General features: G+C 71.4%; 17 protein-coding genes. 6 read left to right on the top strand and 11 right to left on the bottom strand.

Features of this window, described 5'->3' with window-relative positions; translation table 11 throughout:
• Window positions 1-3 precede the first annotated feature (3 nt).
• Window positions 4-1,188, bottom strand: a complete 1,185-nt coding sequence (locus tag ACQPZK_RS04730; RefSeq protein WP_433537114.1) for an extracellular solute-binding protein — start codon at window positions 1,186-1,188, stop codon at window positions 4-6.
• 214 nt (window positions 1,189-1,402) lie between these two features.
• Between ACQPZK_RS04730 and ACQPZK_RS04725 the strand changes: the two genes are divergently transcribed.
• The gene (locus ACQPZK_RS04725) at window positions 1,403-1,915 is read left to right on the top strand and encodes an Lrp/AsnC family transcriptional regulator (RefSeq protein ID WP_355053574.1); all 513 of its coding nucleotides are present in this window, start codon (window positions 1,403-1,405) and stop codon (window positions 1,913-1,915) included.
• 103 nt (window positions 1,916-2,018) lie between these two features.
• On the opposite strand, the gene ACQPZK_RS04720 is transcribed toward ACQPZK_RS04725, so the two are convergent.
• Genes ACQPZK_RS04720 through ACQPZK_RS04710 form a run of 3 tightly spaced genes read right to left on the bottom strand, consistent with a single transcriptional unit; the run spans window position 2,019 to window position 3,158 of the window.
• Window positions 2,019-2,207 (bottom strand): DUF397 domain-containing protein, encoded by a 189-nt coding sequence (locus ACQPZK_RS04720; RefSeq protein WP_433537113.1) that lies wholly within the window; start codon window positions 2,205-2,207, stop codon window positions 2,019-2,021.
• A 1-nt stretch (window position 2,208) separates the two neighbouring features.
• Window positions 2,209-2,397 carry a DUF397 domain-containing protein gene (locus ACQPZK_RS04715; protein ID WP_433537112.1) on the bottom strand — a complete coding sequence of 63 codons (189 nt, stop codon included), beginning with the start codon at window positions 2,395-2,397 and terminating at the stop codon, window positions 2,209-2,211.
• Window positions 2,388-3,158, bottom strand: coding sequence for a DUF5753 domain-containing protein (locus ACQPZK_RS04710; protein WP_433537111.1), 771 nt, complete (start codon window positions 3,156-3,158; stop codon window positions 2,388-2,390). The genes ACQPZK_RS04715 and ACQPZK_RS04710 overlap by 10 nt, the downstream gene beginning before the upstream one ends.
• A 582-nt stretch (window positions 3,159-3,740) precedes the next feature.
• Between ACQPZK_RS04710 and ACQPZK_RS04705 the strand changes: the two genes are divergently transcribed.
• Together ACQPZK_RS04705 and ACQPZK_RS04700 are read left to right on the top strand one after the other, a co-directional pair.
• Window positions 3,741-5,087 (top strand): aspartate aminotransferase family protein, encoded by a 1,347-nt coding sequence (locus ACQPZK_RS04705; protein WP_433537110.1) that lies wholly within the window; start codon window positions 3,741-3,743, stop codon window positions 5,085-5,087.
• A 2-nt stretch (window positions 5,088-5,089) separates the two neighbouring features.
• Window positions 5,090-6,466 carry an NAD(P)/FAD-dependent oxidoreductase gene (locus tag ACQPZK_RS04700; RefSeq protein WP_433537109.1) on the top strand — a complete coding sequence of 459 codons (1,377 nt, stop codon included), beginning with the start codon at window positions 5,090-5,092 and terminating at the stop codon, window positions 6,464-6,466.
• A gap of 109 nt (window positions 6,467-6,575) precedes the next feature.
• On the opposite strand, the gene ACQPZK_RS04695 is transcribed toward ACQPZK_RS04700, so the two are convergent.
• Window positions 6,576-6,944, bottom strand: a complete 369-nt coding sequence (locus ACQPZK_RS04695) for a DUF3499 domain-containing protein (RefSeq protein WP_355053579.1) — start codon at window positions 6,942-6,944, stop codon at window positions 6,576-6,578.
• A gap of 152 nt (window positions 6,945-7,096) precedes the next feature.
• Between ACQPZK_RS04695 and ACQPZK_RS04690 the strand changes: the two genes are divergently transcribed.
• Window positions 7,097-7,546 (top strand): metallopeptidase family protein, encoded by a 450-nt coding sequence (locus ACQPZK_RS04690; protein ID WP_007455785.1) that lies wholly within the window; start codon window positions 7,097-7,099, stop codon window positions 7,544-7,546.
• Between the two features lie 51 nt (window positions 7,547-7,597).
• Here ACQPZK_RS04690 and ACQPZK_RS04685 read toward each other — a convergent pair whose 3' ends face one another.
• From ACQPZK_RS04685 to ACQPZK_RS04660, 6 genes are all read right to left on the bottom strand, one after another.
• The gene (locus ACQPZK_RS04685; RefSeq protein ID WP_007455784.1) at window positions 7,598-7,855 is read right to left on the bottom strand and encodes a WhiB family transcriptional regulator; all 258 of its coding nucleotides are present in this window, start codon (window positions 7,853-7,855) and stop codon (window positions 7,598-7,600) included.
• A gap of 458 nt (window positions 7,856-8,313) precedes the next feature.
• On the bottom strand, window positions 8,314-8,643 hold the full coding sequence (locus tag ACQPZK_RS04680; RefSeq protein WP_433539112.1) for a phospholipase: 330 nt from the start codon (window positions 8,641-8,643) through the stop codon (window positions 8,314-8,316).
• A gap of 21 nt (window positions 8,644-8,664) precedes the next feature.
• Entirely contained in the window at window positions 8,665-10,059 is a 1,395-nt protein-coding gene (locus ACQPZK_RS04675) for a DUF4331 domain-containing protein (protein ID WP_433537108.1), read from the bottom strand.
• Between the two features lie 73 nt (window positions 10,060-10,132).
• Window positions 10,133-10,411 carry a hypothetical protein gene (locus ACQPZK_RS04670; protein WP_357129962.1) on the bottom strand — a complete coding sequence of 93 codons (279 nt, stop codon included), beginning with the start codon at window positions 10,409-10,411 and terminating at the stop codon, window positions 10,133-10,135.
• Window positions 10,412-10,569: 158 nt separating this feature from the next.
• Window positions 10,570-13,113 carry a bifunctional FO biosynthesis protein CofGH gene (locus ACQPZK_RS04665; RefSeq protein ID WP_433537107.1) on the bottom strand — a complete coding sequence of 848 codons (2,544 nt, stop codon included), beginning with the start codon at window positions 13,111-13,113 and terminating at the stop codon, window positions 10,570-10,572.
• 286 nt (window positions 13,114-13,399) lie between these two features.
• Window positions 13,400-14,425: a hypothetical protein gene (locus tag ACQPZK_RS04660; protein ID WP_433537106.1), complete on the bottom strand. Its 1,026-nt coding sequence runs from the start codon at window positions 14,423-14,425 to the stop codon at window positions 13,400-13,402.
• 98 nt (window positions 14,426-14,523) lie between these two features.
• On the opposite strand from ACQPZK_RS04660, the gene cofD reads away from it, so the two are divergent.
• Window positions 14,524-15,510 (top strand): 2-phospho-L-lactate transferase, encoded by a 987-nt coding sequence (cofD, locus tag ACQPZK_RS04655; RefSeq protein ID WP_433537105.1) that lies wholly within the window; start codon window positions 14,524-14,526, stop codon window positions 15,508-15,510.
• Window positions 15,507-16,595 carry a coenzyme F420-0:L-glutamate ligase gene (locus ACQPZK_RS04650; protein ID WP_433537104.1) on the top strand — a complete coding sequence of 363 codons (1,089 nt, stop codon included), beginning with the start codon at window positions 15,507-15,509 and terminating at the stop codon, window positions 16,593-16,595. Before cofD ends, ACQPZK_RS04650 begins: the two co-directional genes overlap by 4 nt.
• The last annotated feature ends 66 nt before the right edge of the window (window positions 16,596-16,661 follow it).

Below are 16,661 nucleotides of genomic sequence, written 5' to 3'. Positions count from 1 at the left end.
TCGTCACGCCCCGATGACCTGCTGGAACTTGCCCTCGTACTCCTTCTCCTGCTTCTCGTCCAGGGCCATGAAGACCTTGGACTTCGCCAGCAGCGCGTCGTCGGGGAAGATCAGCGGGTTGGCGGCCAGATCCGGGTCGATCTTCTCCATCTCGGCCTGGGCGCCCTTGACCGGGCAGATGTAGTTGACGTACGCGGCGAGCTTCGCGGCGACGGCCGGCTCGTAGTAGTAGTTGATCAGCGCCTCGGCGTTGCCCTTGTGGGCGGCCTTGTTCGGGACCAACATGTTGTCGCTGTAGAGCATCACGCCGGAGTCGGGCGCGACGAACTGCACCTTCTCGTTCTCACCGGAGAGCTGGATGACGTCCCCGGACCAGCCGATGCACGCGGCGATGTCGCCCTTGGCCAGGTCGGGTGCGTAGTCGTTGCCGGTGAACTTGCGGATCTGTCCGGAGTCGACGGCCTTCTTGAGCTTGTTGAGCGCGTCGTCGAACTGGGCCGCCGTGAAGTTGGACGGGTCGTGCCCGTTGGAGCCGAGCAGCAGACCCATGGTGTCGCGCATCTCGCTCAGCGCCGTCACCTTGCCCTTGAGGTCGGGGCGGGTCAGCAGCTCGTCGACGGTCCGCAGCTCCTTGGTGACGCTGCCGTTGTACGCCAACCCGGCCAGGCCGGACTGCCACGGGATCGAGATCCGGTTCTCCGTGTCGAAGGGGCGCTTGAGCAGCGACGGCAGCAGGTTCGCCTGCACGTTCGGGATCTTCGCCGGGTCGAGCTTCTGGATCCAGCCGAGCCGGATCATCCGCGCCGCCATCCAGTCGGTCAGCACGATGATGTCCCGGTCGGTGCTCTGGCAGGCGGCCAGTTGGTTCTGCACCTTGCCGAAGAACTCGTTGTTGTCGTTGATGTCCTCGGTGTAGGTCACCTGGATGCCGGTCTTCGTGATGAACTCGTCCAGGCTCGGTCGCTTGGACTCGTCCTTCTCGTCGACGTCCATGTACTGCGGCCAGTTGGAAAAGGCCAGCTTCTTCTCGGTGCCGGACAGGTCCTCGCTGACGCAGCCGGCCTCGGTCTGCTGGGCGCCCTTGGTGCCACAGCCGGCGAGGCTGCCGCCCGCGGCGAGAAGGGCGGCCGAACCGAGGGTGCCGGTGAGCAGTCCACGCCGGGAGAGGGGCCGGAGGGGAGTACGCATGACGACTCCTAGGGGGTCATCGTCGGCGGCGGGACGGGGGAGGCGCGCCGGCGGGAATGTCGGGAGGGTCAGGTGCCAGGGAGCACTGATCCTGACATGAGGAAACCTCCCTTACAAGGGATTCCGTTGCGGGATTAGCAGTTGACGACGAAATACGCCAGACTGCGCGGGGATACACGCGCGACATCACGATTCGGGACATGGGGAGCGCACGATGACGAACCGGCAGCACGAGAGCGGCGGCGGCGGTCGCCGCGTCGCTGTGCGTGAAGGGGCCAACCACGCTCTGCTGGACGACGTGGCCAAGCAGATCATCGAGCAGCTCCAGGAGGACGGCCGCCGGCCGTACGCCACCATCGGCAAAGCGGTCGGCCTCTCCGAGGCGGCGGTCCGCCAGCGGGTACAGCGACTGCTCGACTCCGGCGTCATGCAGATCGTCGCCGTGACCGATCCCCTCCAGCTCGGCTTCCCCCGCCAGGCGATGATCGGGCTGCGTACCGACGGCGACCTGGAGGCAGTCGCCGACCGGCTCGCCGAGCTGGACGAGGTCGACTACGTCGTCATCACCGCCGGGTCGTTCGACCTGCTCACCGAGGTGGTCTGCCGCAACGACGACCACCTGCTGGAGATCCTGCAACGGCTACGCGCGGTGCCGGGGGTGCTCTCCACCGAGGCGTTCGTCTACCTCAAGCTCCGCAAACAGACCTACACCTGGGGTACGGCCTGACGGCTCCCGCTCTGGCGCTCGGCGGCGCTTGATCGACTCGGTTTGCAGGAAGTCGGGGTGTCCGGAGCGCTCGGATGCCCCGGTTTTCGGGATCCCGAGTGGATCAGCGAACCGTCGCGCGGACCGCGTCGACGAACGACGCCCAGGCGGTCGGCGCGAAGGTCAGGGTGGCGCCGTCGCGATCCTTGCTGTCCCGGACCAGCACCCGGCCGGGCAGGTTGTCGGCCACCTCGACGCAGTCACCGCCGTTGTTGCTGCTGCGGGTCGCGGTGCGCCAGCGCGCGTCGGTCATCTCACACCTGCCGCAACTGCTCGACGAAGGAACGCCAACTGGTGGGTTCGAAGGTCAGGGTGCCGCCCTCGCGGTCCTTGCTGTCGCGCACCAGCACCCGGCCGGGCAGATTGTCGGCCACCTCGACGCAGTTTCCGCCGTTGTTGCTGCTGCGGGTCGCGGTGCGCCAGCGCGCGTCGGTCATGTCCATGTCGTGGCCACTTCCCTGATCAGCTCGATCGACTGGCGTCGGGGCAACGCCTCACCGGTGACGCTCTCCCACCTGCGTCCCAGGTTAGCCACGTCGAGAGCATCGGTCACGATCTGACCGCGGAGCTGGTTGTCGAGATACGCCAATTCGGTCCCGTCGGGCAGCCGGCCCAGCACGAAGGGGCCGGCGAGGCCGGTGTGCCACGGGCTCTCGGCGGGGATGATCCGGACCTGCACGTGCTCCCACTCAGCGGCCGAGGCCAGGTGCCGCAGTTGACCGGCCATCACCGACCCGTCGCCGGCCGGCCGGCGGAGCACCACCTCGTCGAGCACCACGACGAGCTGGGGTGGCGCGTCGCGGCGAAGGACCGCCTGCCGGTCGATTCGGCTCGCCACGATCTGGTCCACTTCGGAGGGTGGCACCAGGCCACCGGTGTTCAGGATCGCCCGGGCGTACCCCTCGGTCTGGAGCAGGCCCGGCACGAGCAGCGGCTCATACGACCGCAGCGAGATGGCGTCCTGCTCCAGCTCGGCCCACGGCCGGAACCACGGCAGGTCCCGGCGGCGGAACGCCTCCGGCCAGAGATCCGCCGCGTCCCGGCGCAGGATCTCGGCGACCGCGATCCGGGTACGCGGATGCGGGATACGCCCGGACGCCAGCCACCGCCCCGCCGTCTTCGGGTCGACGCGGACCTTCTCGGCCAACGACTCGACCGTCTCCCCCGCCTCGGCCATCGCCACCCGCAACGCCTCGTTCGCCATCGGACTCCTCCTGCCTGCCGGCCACGCGCAACACGCCCTGCTACCCCGCGGGGAGCACGCCGTGCCGCCTCGATCGGTGCAGAGCGCGGCCCGCTCGGTGCACGCTGCGCCGCACGTTAGCCACGCTGAGTGTCGATGTCTGCGGCCTACCGGCGTGTTGCGGTCGGACGTGTTGGCGTGCACCCGGGATGCCCTCGAACCGCCCCCGAGGCGTCCCACCCGGGTCCCCGATGCAGACACGGGCCAACCCTGCCGTTGATCCACTCGACTTCGCCGATGTCGCGGTATCAACCGCGCCCTGATACCGCGACTTCGGCGAACCGGAGTGGATCAAGCAGGAGGCCCGGGGCCAAGCGGGCCGCCCCACATCTGGGGCAGCTCGACAGCGTCCCACCTCATACCGCCCACCCCCACACACCGATGCGAAATCCGTTGCCCAGGCTGCCACTACTCGCTGATTCCGTCGCACCCAGCCATCTAGGCAACTGATACCACTTGCCGAAGGACACCGGACTGTGCGATAACCGTGGGCAGAGCGGCCGGCTTCACCCCTTGACCGGCCCGACGATCGATGGGGCTGACATGGCCGACGCCACCGACCACCTCTGGATGCACTTCACCCGGATGGCGAGCTACTCCGCCGGCGAGGTGCCGACCATCGTGCGCGGCGAGGGCGCGTACATCTGGGACGCGCAGGGCCGCCGCTACCTCGACGGGCTCGCCGGGCTGTTCGTCGTCAACGCCGGTCACGGCCGCACCGAGCTGGCCGAGGCCGCTGCCAAGCAGGCCGGCGAGCTGGCGTACTTCCCGCTCTGGTCGTACGCCCACCCGACGGCCGTCGAGCTGGCCGAGAAGATCGCCTCGCTCACCCCCGGCGACCTGAACCGGGTCTTCTTCACCACCGGCGGCTCCGAGGCAGTGGAGGCGGCGTGGAAGCTGGCCCGGGCCTACTTCAAGCGCACCGGCCAGCCCAACAAGTACAAGGTGGTCAGCCGCTACATCGCCTACCACGGCACCTCGATGGGCGCGCTGTCGATCACCGGCCTGCCCGGCATCAAGAGCGACTTCGAGCCGCTGGTGCCCGGCGGAATCAAGGTGCCGAACACCAACTTCTACCGGGCGCCCGAGCACGGCGACGACCCCGAGGCGTTCGGCCGCTGGGCCGCCGACGAGATCGGCCGGGCCATCGAGCGCGAGGGGCCGGACACCGTCGCGGCGGTCTTCCTGGAGCCGGTGCAGAACTCCGGCGGCTGCTTCCCACCACCACCCGGCTACTTCGAGCGGGTCCGGGAGATCTGCGACGCGTACGACGTGCTGCTCGTCTCCGACGAGGTGATCTGCTCGTGGGGTCGGCTCGGCGAGTACTTCGGGGCCGTCCGCTACGGCTACCAGCCGGACATCATCACCACCGCCAAGGGCATCACCTCCGGGTACGCCCCGCTCGGCGCGATGATCGCCAGCGACCGACTGATGGAGCCGTTCCTGACCGAGACCGGCATGTTCGCCCACGGGGTGACCTTCGGCGGGCACCCGGTGTCCTGCGCGGTGGCGCTGGCCAACCTCGAGGTGTTCGCCCGCGAGGACCTCGTCGGGCACGTACGCGCCAACGAGGACGCGTTCCGCGCCACCCTGAAGAAGCTGCACGACCTGCCGATCGTCGGCGACGTCCGGGGCGACGGCTACTTCTACGGCATCGAGCTGGTCAAGGACAAGACCACCCGGGAGACCTTCGACGAGGCCGAGTCGGAGCGGCTGCTACGCGGCTTCCTGTCCACCGCCCTGTTCCAGGCCGGCCTCTACTGCCGGGCCGACGACCGGGGTGACCCGGTCATCCAGCTCGCCCCGCCGCTGATCGCCGAGCAGCGGCACTTCGACGAGATCGAGCAGATCCTCCGTACGGTCCTGACCGAGGCCTGGTCGCGGCTCTGACCGTGCGCTACCAGGACCTGTCGTACTGGCTGTCCAGCGTGGACGAGCCATTGACCCCTCGGCCCGCGTTGCCCGGCGACACGGACGCCGACGTGGTGATCGTGGGCGCCGGCTACACCGGGCTGTGGACGGCGTACCACCTGGCCCAGGCCGACCCGACGCTGCGGGTCGTCGTCCTGGAGAAGGAGATCGCGGGGTACGGGGCGTCGGGGCGCAACGGCGGCTGGTGCTCCGCGCTCTTTCCCACGTCGCTGACCGGGCTGGCCCGCCGCCACGGCCGCGACGCGGCGGTCGCCATGCAGCGGGCGCTGCACGACACCGTCCCCGCGGTGGGCCGGGTGGTCGTGGCGGAGGGCATCGACTGCGACTGGGCGGACGGCGGCACCGTCACGCTCGCCCGGACCGGTCCGCAGCTCGCCCGCGCTCGTGCCACCGTGGACGAGGCCCGCGCGTTCGGCTTCGGCGTCGACCACCTGGCGCTCCTCGACGCCGACGAGGCCGCGGCCCGTTGCGCCGCCGAGGGGGTACGCGGTGGGACGTACACCCCGCACTGCGCGACCGTGCACCCCGCGAAGCTGGTGCGTGGTCTCGCGCGGGCGGTGGAACGCCTCGGGGTGACCATCCACGAACACACCCCGGTGACCGCGATCCGGGCCGGCGCGGCGGTCACGTCTGCGGGGACCGTGCGGGCGTCGGTGGTGGTGCGGGCCACCGAGGGGTACACACCGACGCTCCCCGGGCTGCGGCGCACGGTCGCGCCGGTGTACTCGCTGATGGTGGCGACCGAGCCGCTGCCGGAGCACGCCTGGGAACGGATCGGACTGGCGGATCGGGAGACGTTCTCCGACCACCGCCACGTGATCATCTACGGCCAGCGGACGGCCGACGGGCGGTTGGCCTTCGGCGGGCGCGGTGCTCCGTACCATTTCGGGTCCCGGATCTCTCCCGGCCAGGACCGGGAGCCACGGGTCTTCGCGGCGCTGCGGCGAACCCTGGGCGAACTGTTCCCGGTCCTCGGGCCGGACGTCCCGGTCGCGTACACCTGGGGTGGCCCGCTCGGAGTGACCCGGGACTGGGCCGCCTCGGTCGGGTTCGACCGGGCCAGCGGGCTGGCCTGGGCGGGCGGCTACGTCGGGGACGGGGTCGGTGCCAGCAACCTCGCTGGCCGGACCCTGGCCGACCTGATCCGCGGGGAGCAGAGCGAGCTGACAAGGCTGCCCTGGGTCGACCACCGCTCCCCCAGGTGGGAGCCGGAACCCCTGCGCTGGCTGGCGATGAACACGGCCCTACGCGTCATGACCAGCGCCGACGCGAAGGAGAACCGAACCGGCCGCCCCGCCAGAAGCGCCAAGACCTTCTCCCGCCTCGTGGGCCAGTAACCGCCGCCCGCACGCGTTGATCATGAAGTTGTTGCGCTCCGCATCGGCGTGTCGCGGCAATAACTTCATGATCACCGGGCGGGGCCGGCGGGGGCGGGGGCGGGGGCGGTCAGTGGTTGGGGGGGATTACCCGGAGGTGGCCTCGGCGGCCGGTCTGGTGGGGGTTTTCCGGGTGGGGCTGGTCCGGTTCTGGCGGGCGGGGGGCCGGGCGGGCCGCCTCGCGGACCGCTTCGGCCAACGCCACCAGGTCGTCCGTGGTGGGCGGGGGCGGCTCGAACTCGCCCTCGTGCCGGACCACGTCCCAGCCGCGCGGCGCCGTGAGACTACGGGCGTGCTGCTCACACAGGTCGTAGGTGTGTGGCTCAGCGAACGCCGCCAACGGGCCGACCACGGCGGTGGACTCGTTGTAGACATAGGTCAATGTGGCGACCGCTTGCCGGGGGCAGCCGTTACGGGAGCAGCGCCGTGGTGACCTCACGGCGGCAGGGTATCTCCATTACCGGGTCCGGCGCATCGCTTCGCGTTGCGACACGCCCGTCGTGGTGATCACAATTCTCGGCCGGGGTCGCGCCGCGCCACGCTGGTGACGGTGCCGCTGGCCGACCCGACACGGGGGCTACCCTTTGCCTCATGACGAGCCCGGAACACCGCCGCCCCGGCCCCGGCCGGCGCGCGCACCGCGACCGGCACGGGCGTGGCCTGCGCGGGCGCCTGGTGCCGGCTACCGTGCCGTTGGCGCGGACCAAGGCGGAGGTCTTCGACGACCTGGTGTTGGACACCGTCGAGACGCTGGAGCGACGGTTCGCCAAGGAGCTGGCCGGCGTCGAGTTCGCGGTCGAGGACGTTCCGCCGGACCTGAACGTCTACGACTCGGATGTGCTGGAGGACGGCGAGGTGCCGCTGGCCCGGCTGCTGCCGGGTCGCCCCGGCCGCCAGGAGGTGCCGCCCCGGATCGTGCTGTACCGCCGACCCCTGGAGTTCCGGGCGATGGACCGCGAAGATCTCGCCGACCTCGTCCATGACGTGATCATCGAGCAGGTGGCGAACCTGCTCGGGGTCGACCCCGACGAACTGGCCTGAGCCGGGCGGCCCCCACCGCCTCGACTCGCACCACCCCCGACGCCGTACCGCTCAGGCGGCGCGCCGCTTCAACTTGCGCCGTTCCCGCTCCGAGAGCCCACCCCAGATACCGAACCGCTCGTCGTGGCCGAGAGCGTATTCGAGGCATTCGGTCTTGACCTCGCAACGCGAGCAGATTCGCTTCGCCTCACGGGTCGAGCCGCCCTTCTCGGGAAAGAACGCCTCGGGGTCGGTCTGCGAGCACAAGGCCCGCTCCTGCCACTCCGGCGCGTTTCCGAGCAGGTCGGCCACCTCAAGCTGGCCGTCCATCAAATGCCTCCTTGTCGCGCACCGGCGTCATCGCCGCTGCAACCCCCCACGCGAAAGGCGTGCTTGTCCGTCCGGTCCCGTTTTGTTGCGTTCCGTGCGAACAACCCCATTCAAATTACACGCGTGTAATGCGTGCGCCGTCAAGCCAAACTTGATAATGGAGTCGCCCTCCCGACAACCCTGGCCGGCCACCAGGACCGTCCAGCCTCGCAACCTGCCCTATCGATTCAGACCCCGGCCGAGTAACGCCCTCTCCGGCGAGTTGCCCGACTTTTCTGCCGTGGCGCTCCCCCGGGCGGCCCGCCGACCGAGGAGCACCGACACCTCCCTCGCAAAGCTGATCTTGGTGGGGGACAGGTTAACGCGGTGCGGCGCAGACCGCCCGTCCAGTTGTGGACAGCACACGCACCCCGCCCACGATGTGGACGGGGTGCGAGCGGACAGTGGGCGCGTCGAGGTCAGCCGGCGGCTCCGAAACCCCTGCTCGGCCAGGCGAACTCGGCGATACCTCCACCATGGACAGATACCGTCCCGGCGGACGTGTTCTCGTCCCACCAGACGGTATAGATCCCGGCGGGCAGGTCCGGATAGACCGCACTGTGGAACGAGCCGTCCCGGACCCGACGTTCCCGCACCGCCGAGTGGACCCGCCGGTCGTCGCCGCGACTGATCTCGATCTCCCGGCCGTGCAGATCCCGACCCGTGTAGATGATCAGGGCTCCGGTGTCACCGCCCAGATCGAGGACGACACTCCCCGTCTCCGACGGTCCGTACGTGTGTTCGTGCATCACCGCTTCACCCGCCCGACGTCAGGACGACGCCGGCGGGTTGTTGAACCCGTCGTACGGCGTACCCAGGTAGGGGAAGTTCGCGAGGAACGGCGCCGTCACGTCGGCGGCGCTGAGGCCCGGAGTGACCGCGCCGGCGGCCGCGTCCGGGCGGAACGTCTTGTCCACCAGCGGGACGGTCACCCCGGCGATCGCCCGTAGCGCGATGCTGACCACGTCGTCACCGACCCGCCGCCCGTTCGGGAAGCCGGCCAGATCGCCGCCGAGGACCCCGAACCGGTCCGGCCTCCGGTTTGGCGCGATCGCCGTGTTCAACCGCAGCATGTCGGCCTGCACGTCGCCGGTGGCGTTCGTGAAGCCGTCGATCAGACCGGCCGGTACGCCCGTGAGCAGGATCGCCACCAGGTCGGCCCGCGCCTTCTTGGACTTGTTGAGCTTGTCCAGGTTCGGGAAGACGTCCGGGTAGAGCGCCGGCAGCAGCGCGGCCAACTCCGGCTGCTCGACGAACCGCGCGAACCGCTTGTCCTCCGACGGCGGCAGCGAGTTCCACAGGTCCTTCTTGGACATCGGCACGATGACCTCGTTGAACAGCGGATTGCCCAGTCGGGAGACCTGGGTGAACGGGCCGGTCGACGTGTCCGACCCGCCCCGGTCGCCGAGCACCCGGACCTGCCGGCGCGACGCCGACGTCCACACCCCCAGCACCGACGCGGCGTCGGCGGGGCTGTAGCGGTTGGCGCGGCGACGCACCTGCTTCAGCGGCACCTGCAGGGCGATGCTGTGCACGTTCATCCGGTCGGTGGCGTTGACCGGCTCCCCCTCGGCCTTGAAGATCTTCTTGCCGGCCACGTGCAACTGCTGGAACGGCCGCAGCGTGCCGAGGTCGAAGATCGCTCCCAGGTCGACGAAGAATCCGTCCGCGCGCTGCCCCGCGAAGACCCGCTCCCCCGTCGACAGGGTGTAGGTGGCCTGCCGTACGAGGTCGGCGTACTTCGGCGTGGACAGCGGACCGACGTTGCACGGCGGGCACGGCAGCTTGTGCGCCAGCCGGTGCTCCCGCCCGTCGGTGATCCGGGTCAGGCTGTAGAACTGCCGGCGGTTCCAGTTCTTGCTGTCGAGCGACTCGATGGGCCCGGTGTTGTAGAGGAAGCTGTTCGGGTTGGTGATCTCGGTGGTGAACTCGAACCGATAGGTGACCTCCGGATGACCGTCACCGTTGTTGTCGATGTGGATCTCGTAGCGCACGTCGTCGCCGAACTCGAAGAAGTTCGGCCCTCCGGACGGAAGCTGCAACGGCACGTAGTTGGCGATCAGCGTGACCGTGTCCGGCTTGTCGGGGCTGACGAACGCGTAAAGGTCGGAGCTGTCGGCGACCGGATCCTTGGCTATCTCCGGGGCCTCGCGGTGGGAAGACATGGCGGACCAACCTCACTGGGCGGGGACTGATGGCGGGCGGAGGGCGCTGGTCTGCGCCGGGCGAAGGCGCTGGTCAGCGCTTGGCGGCGCGGCGCAGCCGGTCCGCGAGGCCGCGGTCGCGTACCTCGATCCGGGACTCACCGACGAAGACGTCCATCGTTCCGGACGCGGCGTCGCGCAGGTGCACGACGATCGGCTCGTCGGCCCGACCCGCCGCGCCCGGCGCGTTCTGGGCGGCCGACAGGCCCGGCACGGTGAGCGCGGCGGCGCCGAGGGTGGCGCTGGCCGCGGCGGTCAACGTCTGCCGGCGGGTCAGTCGCGGCCAGGGCCGCTTCCGCTGATCAGTGGTCATGGAGAGCCTTTCCGGCGGCGGCGCGCACGCGCCCGCGGTGACGGGTCCGGTGCCGCCGACCGACGCCGCCGGGCCCCTGGGGGAACACCGGCGGCGGCCCTCGCCGCGACCGCCGCCGGCATCGCTTGGTACGGCCGGCGGCGGGAAAAGGTTCGACTTCAGGAACGGATGTGACCGTATGCGGTCGTCCGCTTGCGCGCCGGACGTCCGGCCGCCGTCGCGATGGCCCGCAACTGCTCCTCGGTACGCGCCGAACCGTTGCCGGACCCCGCCATCCGGGAGATGGTCTCCTCCATCAGCGTGCCGCCCAGGTCGTTGCAGCCGCCCTGGAGCATCGCCACCGTGCCCTCGTCGCCGAGCTTCACCCAGGAGCACTGGATGTTGTCGATCCGGCCGTGCAGCAGCAGCCGGGACATGGCGTGCACCACCCGGTTCTCCCGCCAGGTCGGCCCGGGACGGGCGATGCCGGCCAGGTAGATCGGCGCGTTGGTGTGCACGAACGGCAGCGCCACGAACTCGGTGAACCCACCCGTACGGTCCTGCACACCGGCCAGCACCCGGAAGTGCGCGAGCCATTGTCCAGGGTGGTCGACATGGCCGTACATCATGGTGGAGCTGGACCGGATGCCCAGCTCATGGGCCGTGCTGACCACCTCGACCCAGGCGGCGGCCGGCAGTTTGCCCTTGGTCAGCACCCAGCGCACGTCGTCGTCGAGGATCTCGGCGGCGGTGCCCGGGATGGTGTCCAGGCCGGCCTCGCGGAGCTGGGTCAGCCACTCGCGGACCGGCACGCCGGCCTTCGCGGCGGCGGTGACGATCTCCATCGGGGAGAACGCGTGCACGTGCATCTCGGGCACCCGGGCCTTGATCGCGCGGACGATGTCGGCGTACCCGGTCACCGGCATCTTCGGGTCGATCCCGCCCTGGAGGCACACCTCGCTGGCACCGGCCGCCCAGGCCTCCTCGGCGCGGTCGGCGACCTGGTCGACGGAGAGCCGGTAGGCGTCGGCGTCCCGCTCACGCTGCGCGAAGGCGCAGAACCGGCAGCCCACGTAGCAGACGTTGCTGAAGTTGATGTTGCGGTTGACCACGTAGGTCACGTCGTCCCCGACCGCGTCCCGGCGCACGTCGTCGGCGAGCCGGCACAACTCGTCCAGCGCCGGCCCGTCCGCCGCGAACAGCGCCAGCGCCGCATCCGTGTGGGCGGGGTCGAGCAGCGCCGCCGGGTCGTCGGCCGCGAGCCGCAGCCCGGCCGCCAGGTCACGGTCCGCGCCGCTGCCGGCCGTCACCGGGGGTACGTCCGTCCGGCGCGCCGCCGCCTCGGGGGTGACCTTGCCGGCGACCTCGGCCCAGTCGCCGTAGACGCTGTCGAAATCACCGCGCCGGTCGTCGGTCCGGCCGGTCGTGTCGATGGTGGCGTGCAGGTCGGTCCGCCCGCCGAACACCTCCTCCGGCTCCTGCCATGGTCGACCCACCGGCCGGGCCTCCTGGATGGCGAGCCCGGTCTGCGGGTCGGCCAGCGCGGTGACGTGCGGCAACAGGCGCGGGTCGAGCCACGGGTCGCCCGCCCGCACGTACTCCGGGTAGATGGTCAACCGCTCCCGCAGCGTGAACCCGGCCAGCTCGGTGTGCCGGGCCAGCTCCTCGATCTGCGGCCACGGGCGCTCCGGGTTGACGTGGTCCGGGGTCAGCGGCGAGACGCCTCCCCAGTCGTCGATGCCGGCCCGCAGCAGCAGGTCGTACTCGCCGGCGATGAGGTTCGGCGGGGCCTGGACACGGGCCTTCGGGCCGAGCAGCAACCGGGCCACGGCGACCGTGGCGGCCAGGTCGTGCAGCTCCGCGTCGGGCATGCCACGCATCGCCGTGTCCGGCTTGGCGCGGAAGTTCTGCACGATCACCTCCTGGAGGTGGCCGTACTCCCGGTTGGCGCGACGGATCGCGAACAGCGCGTCCACCCGCTCGGCCGGCGTCTCCCCGATGCCGATCAGGATGCCCGTCGTGAACGGCACCCCGACCCGGCCGGCGTCGTCGAGCACCCGCAGCCGTACCGCCGGCTCCTTGTCCGGTGAGCCGTAGTGCGGGCCGCCCGGCTCGGACCACAGGCGCGTGGCCGTGGTCTCCAACATCATGCCCATGCTGGGCGCCACCGGCTTGAGCCGTTGCAGCTCCGACCAGGACAGCACCCCCGGGTTGAGGTGCGGCAACAGGCCCGTCTCCTCCAGCACGGCCACCGCGCAGGCGCGCAGGTAGTCCAGGGTGGAGTCGTAGCCGCGCTCGTCCAGCCAGGTGCGGGCCGCCGGCCACCGCTCCTCCGGCCGGTCACCGAGGGTGAACAGGGCCTCCTTGCAGCCCTGGGCGGCGCCCGCACGGGCGATGGCCAGCACCTCGTCGCGGTCCAGGAACGGCGCCGGCAATCGGTGCGGCACGGTGGCGAAGGTGCAGTAGTGGCAGCGGTCCCGGCAGAGCCGGGTCAGCGGGATGAAAACCTTCTTCGAGTACGTGACGACGCCCGGCCGCCCAGCCTCCCGCAGCCCGGCGTCGCGGATCTGACCGGCCACCCGGAGCAGCTCGTCCAGAGCCGCACCGCGAGCGGAGAGCAACGCGGTCGCCTCGTCAAGGTCCAGCGCCCGGCCGGCAGCGGCCCGACCAAGGGCCCGCCGCACGCTCGCCTCGCCAGGCCCGGGGTACATCCGATCAACCATCCGCTAACCCTATGCGCAGCAACTCCCCACCCAACCAGTCCCGCTCCCCGCGCCCCCAGCCCGCCCCCACCCCGCCCTCACCCCGCGCCTCACCCCGCCCCCCAGCCCGCGCCGATCTTGCAGTTTCTGTGGCGACACAAGGGGGCAGGCCACTCATAACGACAACAGCAAGTGCAAGATCGGCGAGCGCTCGTCGATCTTGCACTTGCTGCGGTGACACAAGGGGTGTTTCACGCGAACCGACAACCGAAAGTGCAAGATCGGCGCGAGGTTGGCGGGGTGCGGGTCAGCGCGGTTTGTCGGGGTTGATGTGCTGGGTGCGGTCGTTGTCCTCGTTGGCCGGGCGCGGGATGGCCTGGGTCGGGTCGGCGGCGGCCGGCTCGGCGGACTGGCGAGGGATGGTCTGGGTCGGGTCGGCCGACGGCGGCTGCCCGAACGGCGGCGCGGGCGCGAACTGCGGGCCCGGGTTCGCCGGCGGGGCGGACTGCGGGAACGGCGGCGCGGACTGCGGGGCCGCCGGCGCGGACTGCGGACCCGGGTTCGCCGGCGGGGCGGACTGCGGGAACGGGGGCGCGGACTGCGGGGTCGCCTGGAACGGCGGCGCGGACTGCGGGGGCTGGAACGGCGGGGACGGCTGGCCGTACTGGCCCGGGAACTGCGCCTGCGGGTAGCCACCCGGCTGGCCCGACTGCGGGTAGCCGCCCGGCTGGCCGGGGGCCGGCCACCCGCCCTGCGGCTGACCGGGCTGACCCGGGGCCGGCCAACCACCGGGCTGCTGCGGCCAGCCCTGCGGCGGCTGCCCGTAGACGCCCGGCTGCGGCTTGGGCTTGGGCACGTAGTAGAACGCCCGCCAGATCGTGAAGACCACCCAGGCCGCCACCGCGAAGATCACCAGCCAGGCGAAGCGGGTGAGCACACCGAGCAGCGCGTCGAAGATCTCCGCCTGGGCGAGCCGGCCCACCGTCCAGATCAGCATGGTGAGCGTGCCGAGCAGCGCGCTGAACGCGTACTCGCCGAGCGCCACCTGCGTGATGAGCTTCGCCTTCGGCAGCACCGGCGCGACGTGGGTGGCCAACAGCACCGCCAACAACGGCAGGACCACCGCCTCCACCCCGATGAACGAGAAGAAGGAGCTACCCGCCCGCCCGGTGAAGTCGGTGTACTCGGCGGGACTGATCAGCCGGAGCAGTCCCACGAAGAGGAAGACGGCGTTGGCGCCGAGCAGGGCGAGCGCACCCAGTTCGCGCAGTGGCTTGGTCAGCTGGCGGGCCTGCGTCGCGTCGGCGGACGCGGGCTCGGCGGGGCTGGTCACGAGCTCCCCCTCGGGGCGTTGACGGACAGGGCGCACGTGAGCCTAGTCTCCCCGGGCACCGGCGGACCGGAGGCGTCACGTACGCGAGGATGGTCGACATGCGCATCGTGGTTCTGGCCGGCGGCATCGGGGGCGCCCGGTTCCTGCTCGGCGTCCGGGCGTACGCCCGCGAGGTCGGCGCCGAGGTGACCGCCGTGGTCAACGTCGGCGACGACCTGTGGCTGCACGGGTTGAAGATCTGCCCCGACCTGGACAGCGTCATGTACACCCTCGGCGGCGGCGCCGACCCGGAGCGGGGCTGGGGCCGGGTCGGCGAGAGCTGGACGGTCAAGGAGGAGCTGGCCGCGTACGGCGTCGAGCCCACCTGGTTCGGCCTCGGCGACAAGGACATCGCCACCCACCTGGTCCGCAGCACCATGCTCAACGGGGGCTACCCGCTCAGCGCGGTCACCGAGGCGCTGGCGACCCGCTGGCAGCCGGGCATCCGCCTGCTGCCGGCGACCGACGACCGGCTGGAAACCCACGCCATCGTGAGCGGCGGCGGTGAGCCCGCGAACGGCGCCGACGCCGCCGAGGACGACCAGATTCAGCGGGCCATCCACTTCCAGGAGTGGTGGGTGCGGTACCGGGCGAACATCCCGACCCACCGATTCGTGTTCGTGGGCGCGGAGACGGCGAAGCCGGCCCCCGGTGTGCTGGACGCCATCGGGGCTGCCGACCTGGTGCTGATCGCCCCGAGCAACCCCGTGGTGAGCGTCGCGCCCGTGCTCGCCGTACCCGGGATGCGGGAGGCCGTGGTGGACGGCCCGGCGGCGGTGGTGGGTGTCTCGCCGATCATCGGCGGCGCGCCGGTACGCGGCATGGCCGACCGGTGTCTCGAGGTACTCGGGGTCGAGTGCAGCGCGGCGGGAGTGGGCCGGCTGTACGGCGGCCGGCCGGCCGGCGGCCTGCTGGACGGCTGGCTGGTCGCCGAGGAGGACGCCGACACGCTGGTGCCGGAGGTGACGGTCCGCGCGGTGCCGCTGCGGATGACCGACGAGGCGGCGACGGCGGCGATGGTCCGCGCCGCGGTGGAGTTGACGTGAGGCTGGAGATCCTGCCGGTGCTGGGCATCGGCCATGTGACCGAGGGCGACGACCTGGCGGCGTTGATCGCCACCGCCGCGCCGTGGCTGCGCGACGGCGACGTGCTGGTGGTGACCAGCAAGATCGTCTCCAAGGCGGAGGGGCGTCTGGTCGACGTCCCGGCGGACGGACCGGAGCGGCTCGCCGCGCGCGACGAGGTGCTGGCCGGCGAGACCGCGCGGGTCGTGGCCACCCGGGGCGCGACCCGGATCGTGCAGACCCACCACGGGTTCGTGATGGCGTCCGCCGGGATCGACGCGTCGAACGTCGACAAGACCCGGTTGGTACTGTTGCCGGCGGATCCGGACGCGTCGGCCCGGGAGCTGCGCACCGCGCTCCGGGACCGGTACGACCTCGACGTCGCAGTGATCGTCAGCGACACGATGGGCCGGCCCTGGCGCAACGGACTCACCGACGTCGCGCTCGGGGTCGCCGGGATGCCGGCCATCCGCGACCACCGGGGCGAGGTCGACCCGTACGGCAACGAACTCCAGCTCACCCAGATGGCCGTGGTGGACGAGCTGGCGGGCGCCGGTGAGTTGATCAAGGGTAAGTGTGACCAGGTCCCGGTGGCCGTGGTGCGGGGATACCTCACCGCCACCGGCGCGGACGACTCCGGCGGCGCGCGTGCGCTGGTCCGCGACGCCGCGCAGGACCTCTTCTCGCTGGGCACCGCCGAGGCCCGCGCCGCCGGGCTGGCCGACGCCGCGACCCTCGCCGAGGCCGTCGGCCCCGAGCCCATCGACCCCGCCGCGGTCCGGCGGGCGCTCGACGCGGTCGCCGAGGTGGTCACGCCGGGCACCGTCTTCACGCTTGTCGACGAGGCGGAGGTACGCGCCGGGCTGGTCGCCGAGGTGCCGGGCTGGCCCGCCGACGCCACCGCGCTGGTGCTCGGGACCGCCCCGGCGCCGGTCGACCCGATGGACCTGGTCCGCTTCGGCGCCGACCTGCATCGGCTGCGTATCGCCCTGGCCGCCGAGGGTGTCCCGTCCACGCTGCTGCCCCCACCCGCCGGCAGCCCGGCCAGCGCCGCCCTGGCCCTGTAGGTCTCCCCTTCGGCGTGCGGCTCCCGGCCGACCCGGCGTCGATCATGAAGTTGTTGCCGGTCGCCC

The organism is Micromonospora sp. CA-249363 (genome assembly GCF_050950185.1).
Lineage (GTDB): Bacteria > Actinomycetota > Actinomycetes > Mycobacteriales > Micromonosporaceae > Micromonospora.
This window is presented reverse-complemented; position numbering and strand designations above follow the sequence as displayed.

Bases quoted from the DNA above. Each gene is read 5' to 3' on its own strand.
- ACQPZK_RS04730 (WP_433537114.1), bottom strand. From the start codon at position 1,188: ATGCGTACTCCCCTCCGGCCCCTCTCCCGGCGTGGACTGCTCACCGGC.
- ACQPZK_RS04685 (WP_007455784.1), bottom strand. From the start codon at position 7,855: ATGGACGGCCAGCTTGAGGTGGCCGACCTGCTCGGAAACGCGCCGGAG.
- ACQPZK_RS04710 (WP_433537111.1), bottom strand. From the start codon at position 3,158: ATGGCGAACGAGGCGTTGCGGGTGGCGATGGCCGAGGCGGGGGAGACG.
- ACQPZK_RS04680 (WP_433539112.1), bottom strand. From the start codon at position 8,643: ATGCACGAACACACGTACGGACCGTCGGAGACGGGGAGTGTCGTCCTC.
- ACQPZK_RS04690 (WP_007455785.1), top strand. From the start codon at position 7,097: ATGACGAGCCCGGAACACCGCCGCCCCGGCCCCGGCCGGCGCGCGCAC.
- ACQPZK_RS04715 (WP_433537112.1), bottom strand. From the start codon at position 2,397: ATGGACATGACCGACGCGCGCTGGCGCACCGCGACCCGCAGCAGCAAC.
- ACQPZK_RS04725 (WP_355053574.1), top strand. From the start codon at position 1,403: ATGACGAACCGGCAGCACGAGAGCGGCGGCGGCGGTCGCCGCGTCGCT.
- ACQPZK_RS04720 (WP_433537113.1), bottom strand. From the start codon at position 2,207: ATGACCGACGCGCGCTGGCGCACCGCGACCCGCAGCAGCAACAACGGC.
- ACQPZK_RS04670 (WP_357129962.1), bottom strand. From the start codon at position 10,411: ATGACCACTGATCAGCGGAAGCGGCCCTGGCCGCGACTGACCCGCCGG.
- cofD (WP_433537105.1), top strand. From the start codon at position 14,524: ATGCGCATCGTGGTTCTGGCCGGCGGCATCGGGGGCGCCCGGTTCCTG.
- ACQPZK_RS04675 (WP_433537108.1), bottom strand. From the start codon at position 10,059: ATGTCTTCCCACCGCGAGGCCCCGGAGATAGCCAAGGATCCGGTCGCC.
- ACQPZK_RS04665 (WP_433537107.1), bottom strand. From the start codon at position 13,113: ATGGTTGATCGGATGTACCCCGGGCCTGGCGAGGCGAGCGTGCGGCGG.
- ACQPZK_RS04705 (WP_433537110.1), top strand. From the start codon at position 3,741: ATGGCCGACGCCACCGACCACCTCTGGATGCACTTCACCCGGATGGCG.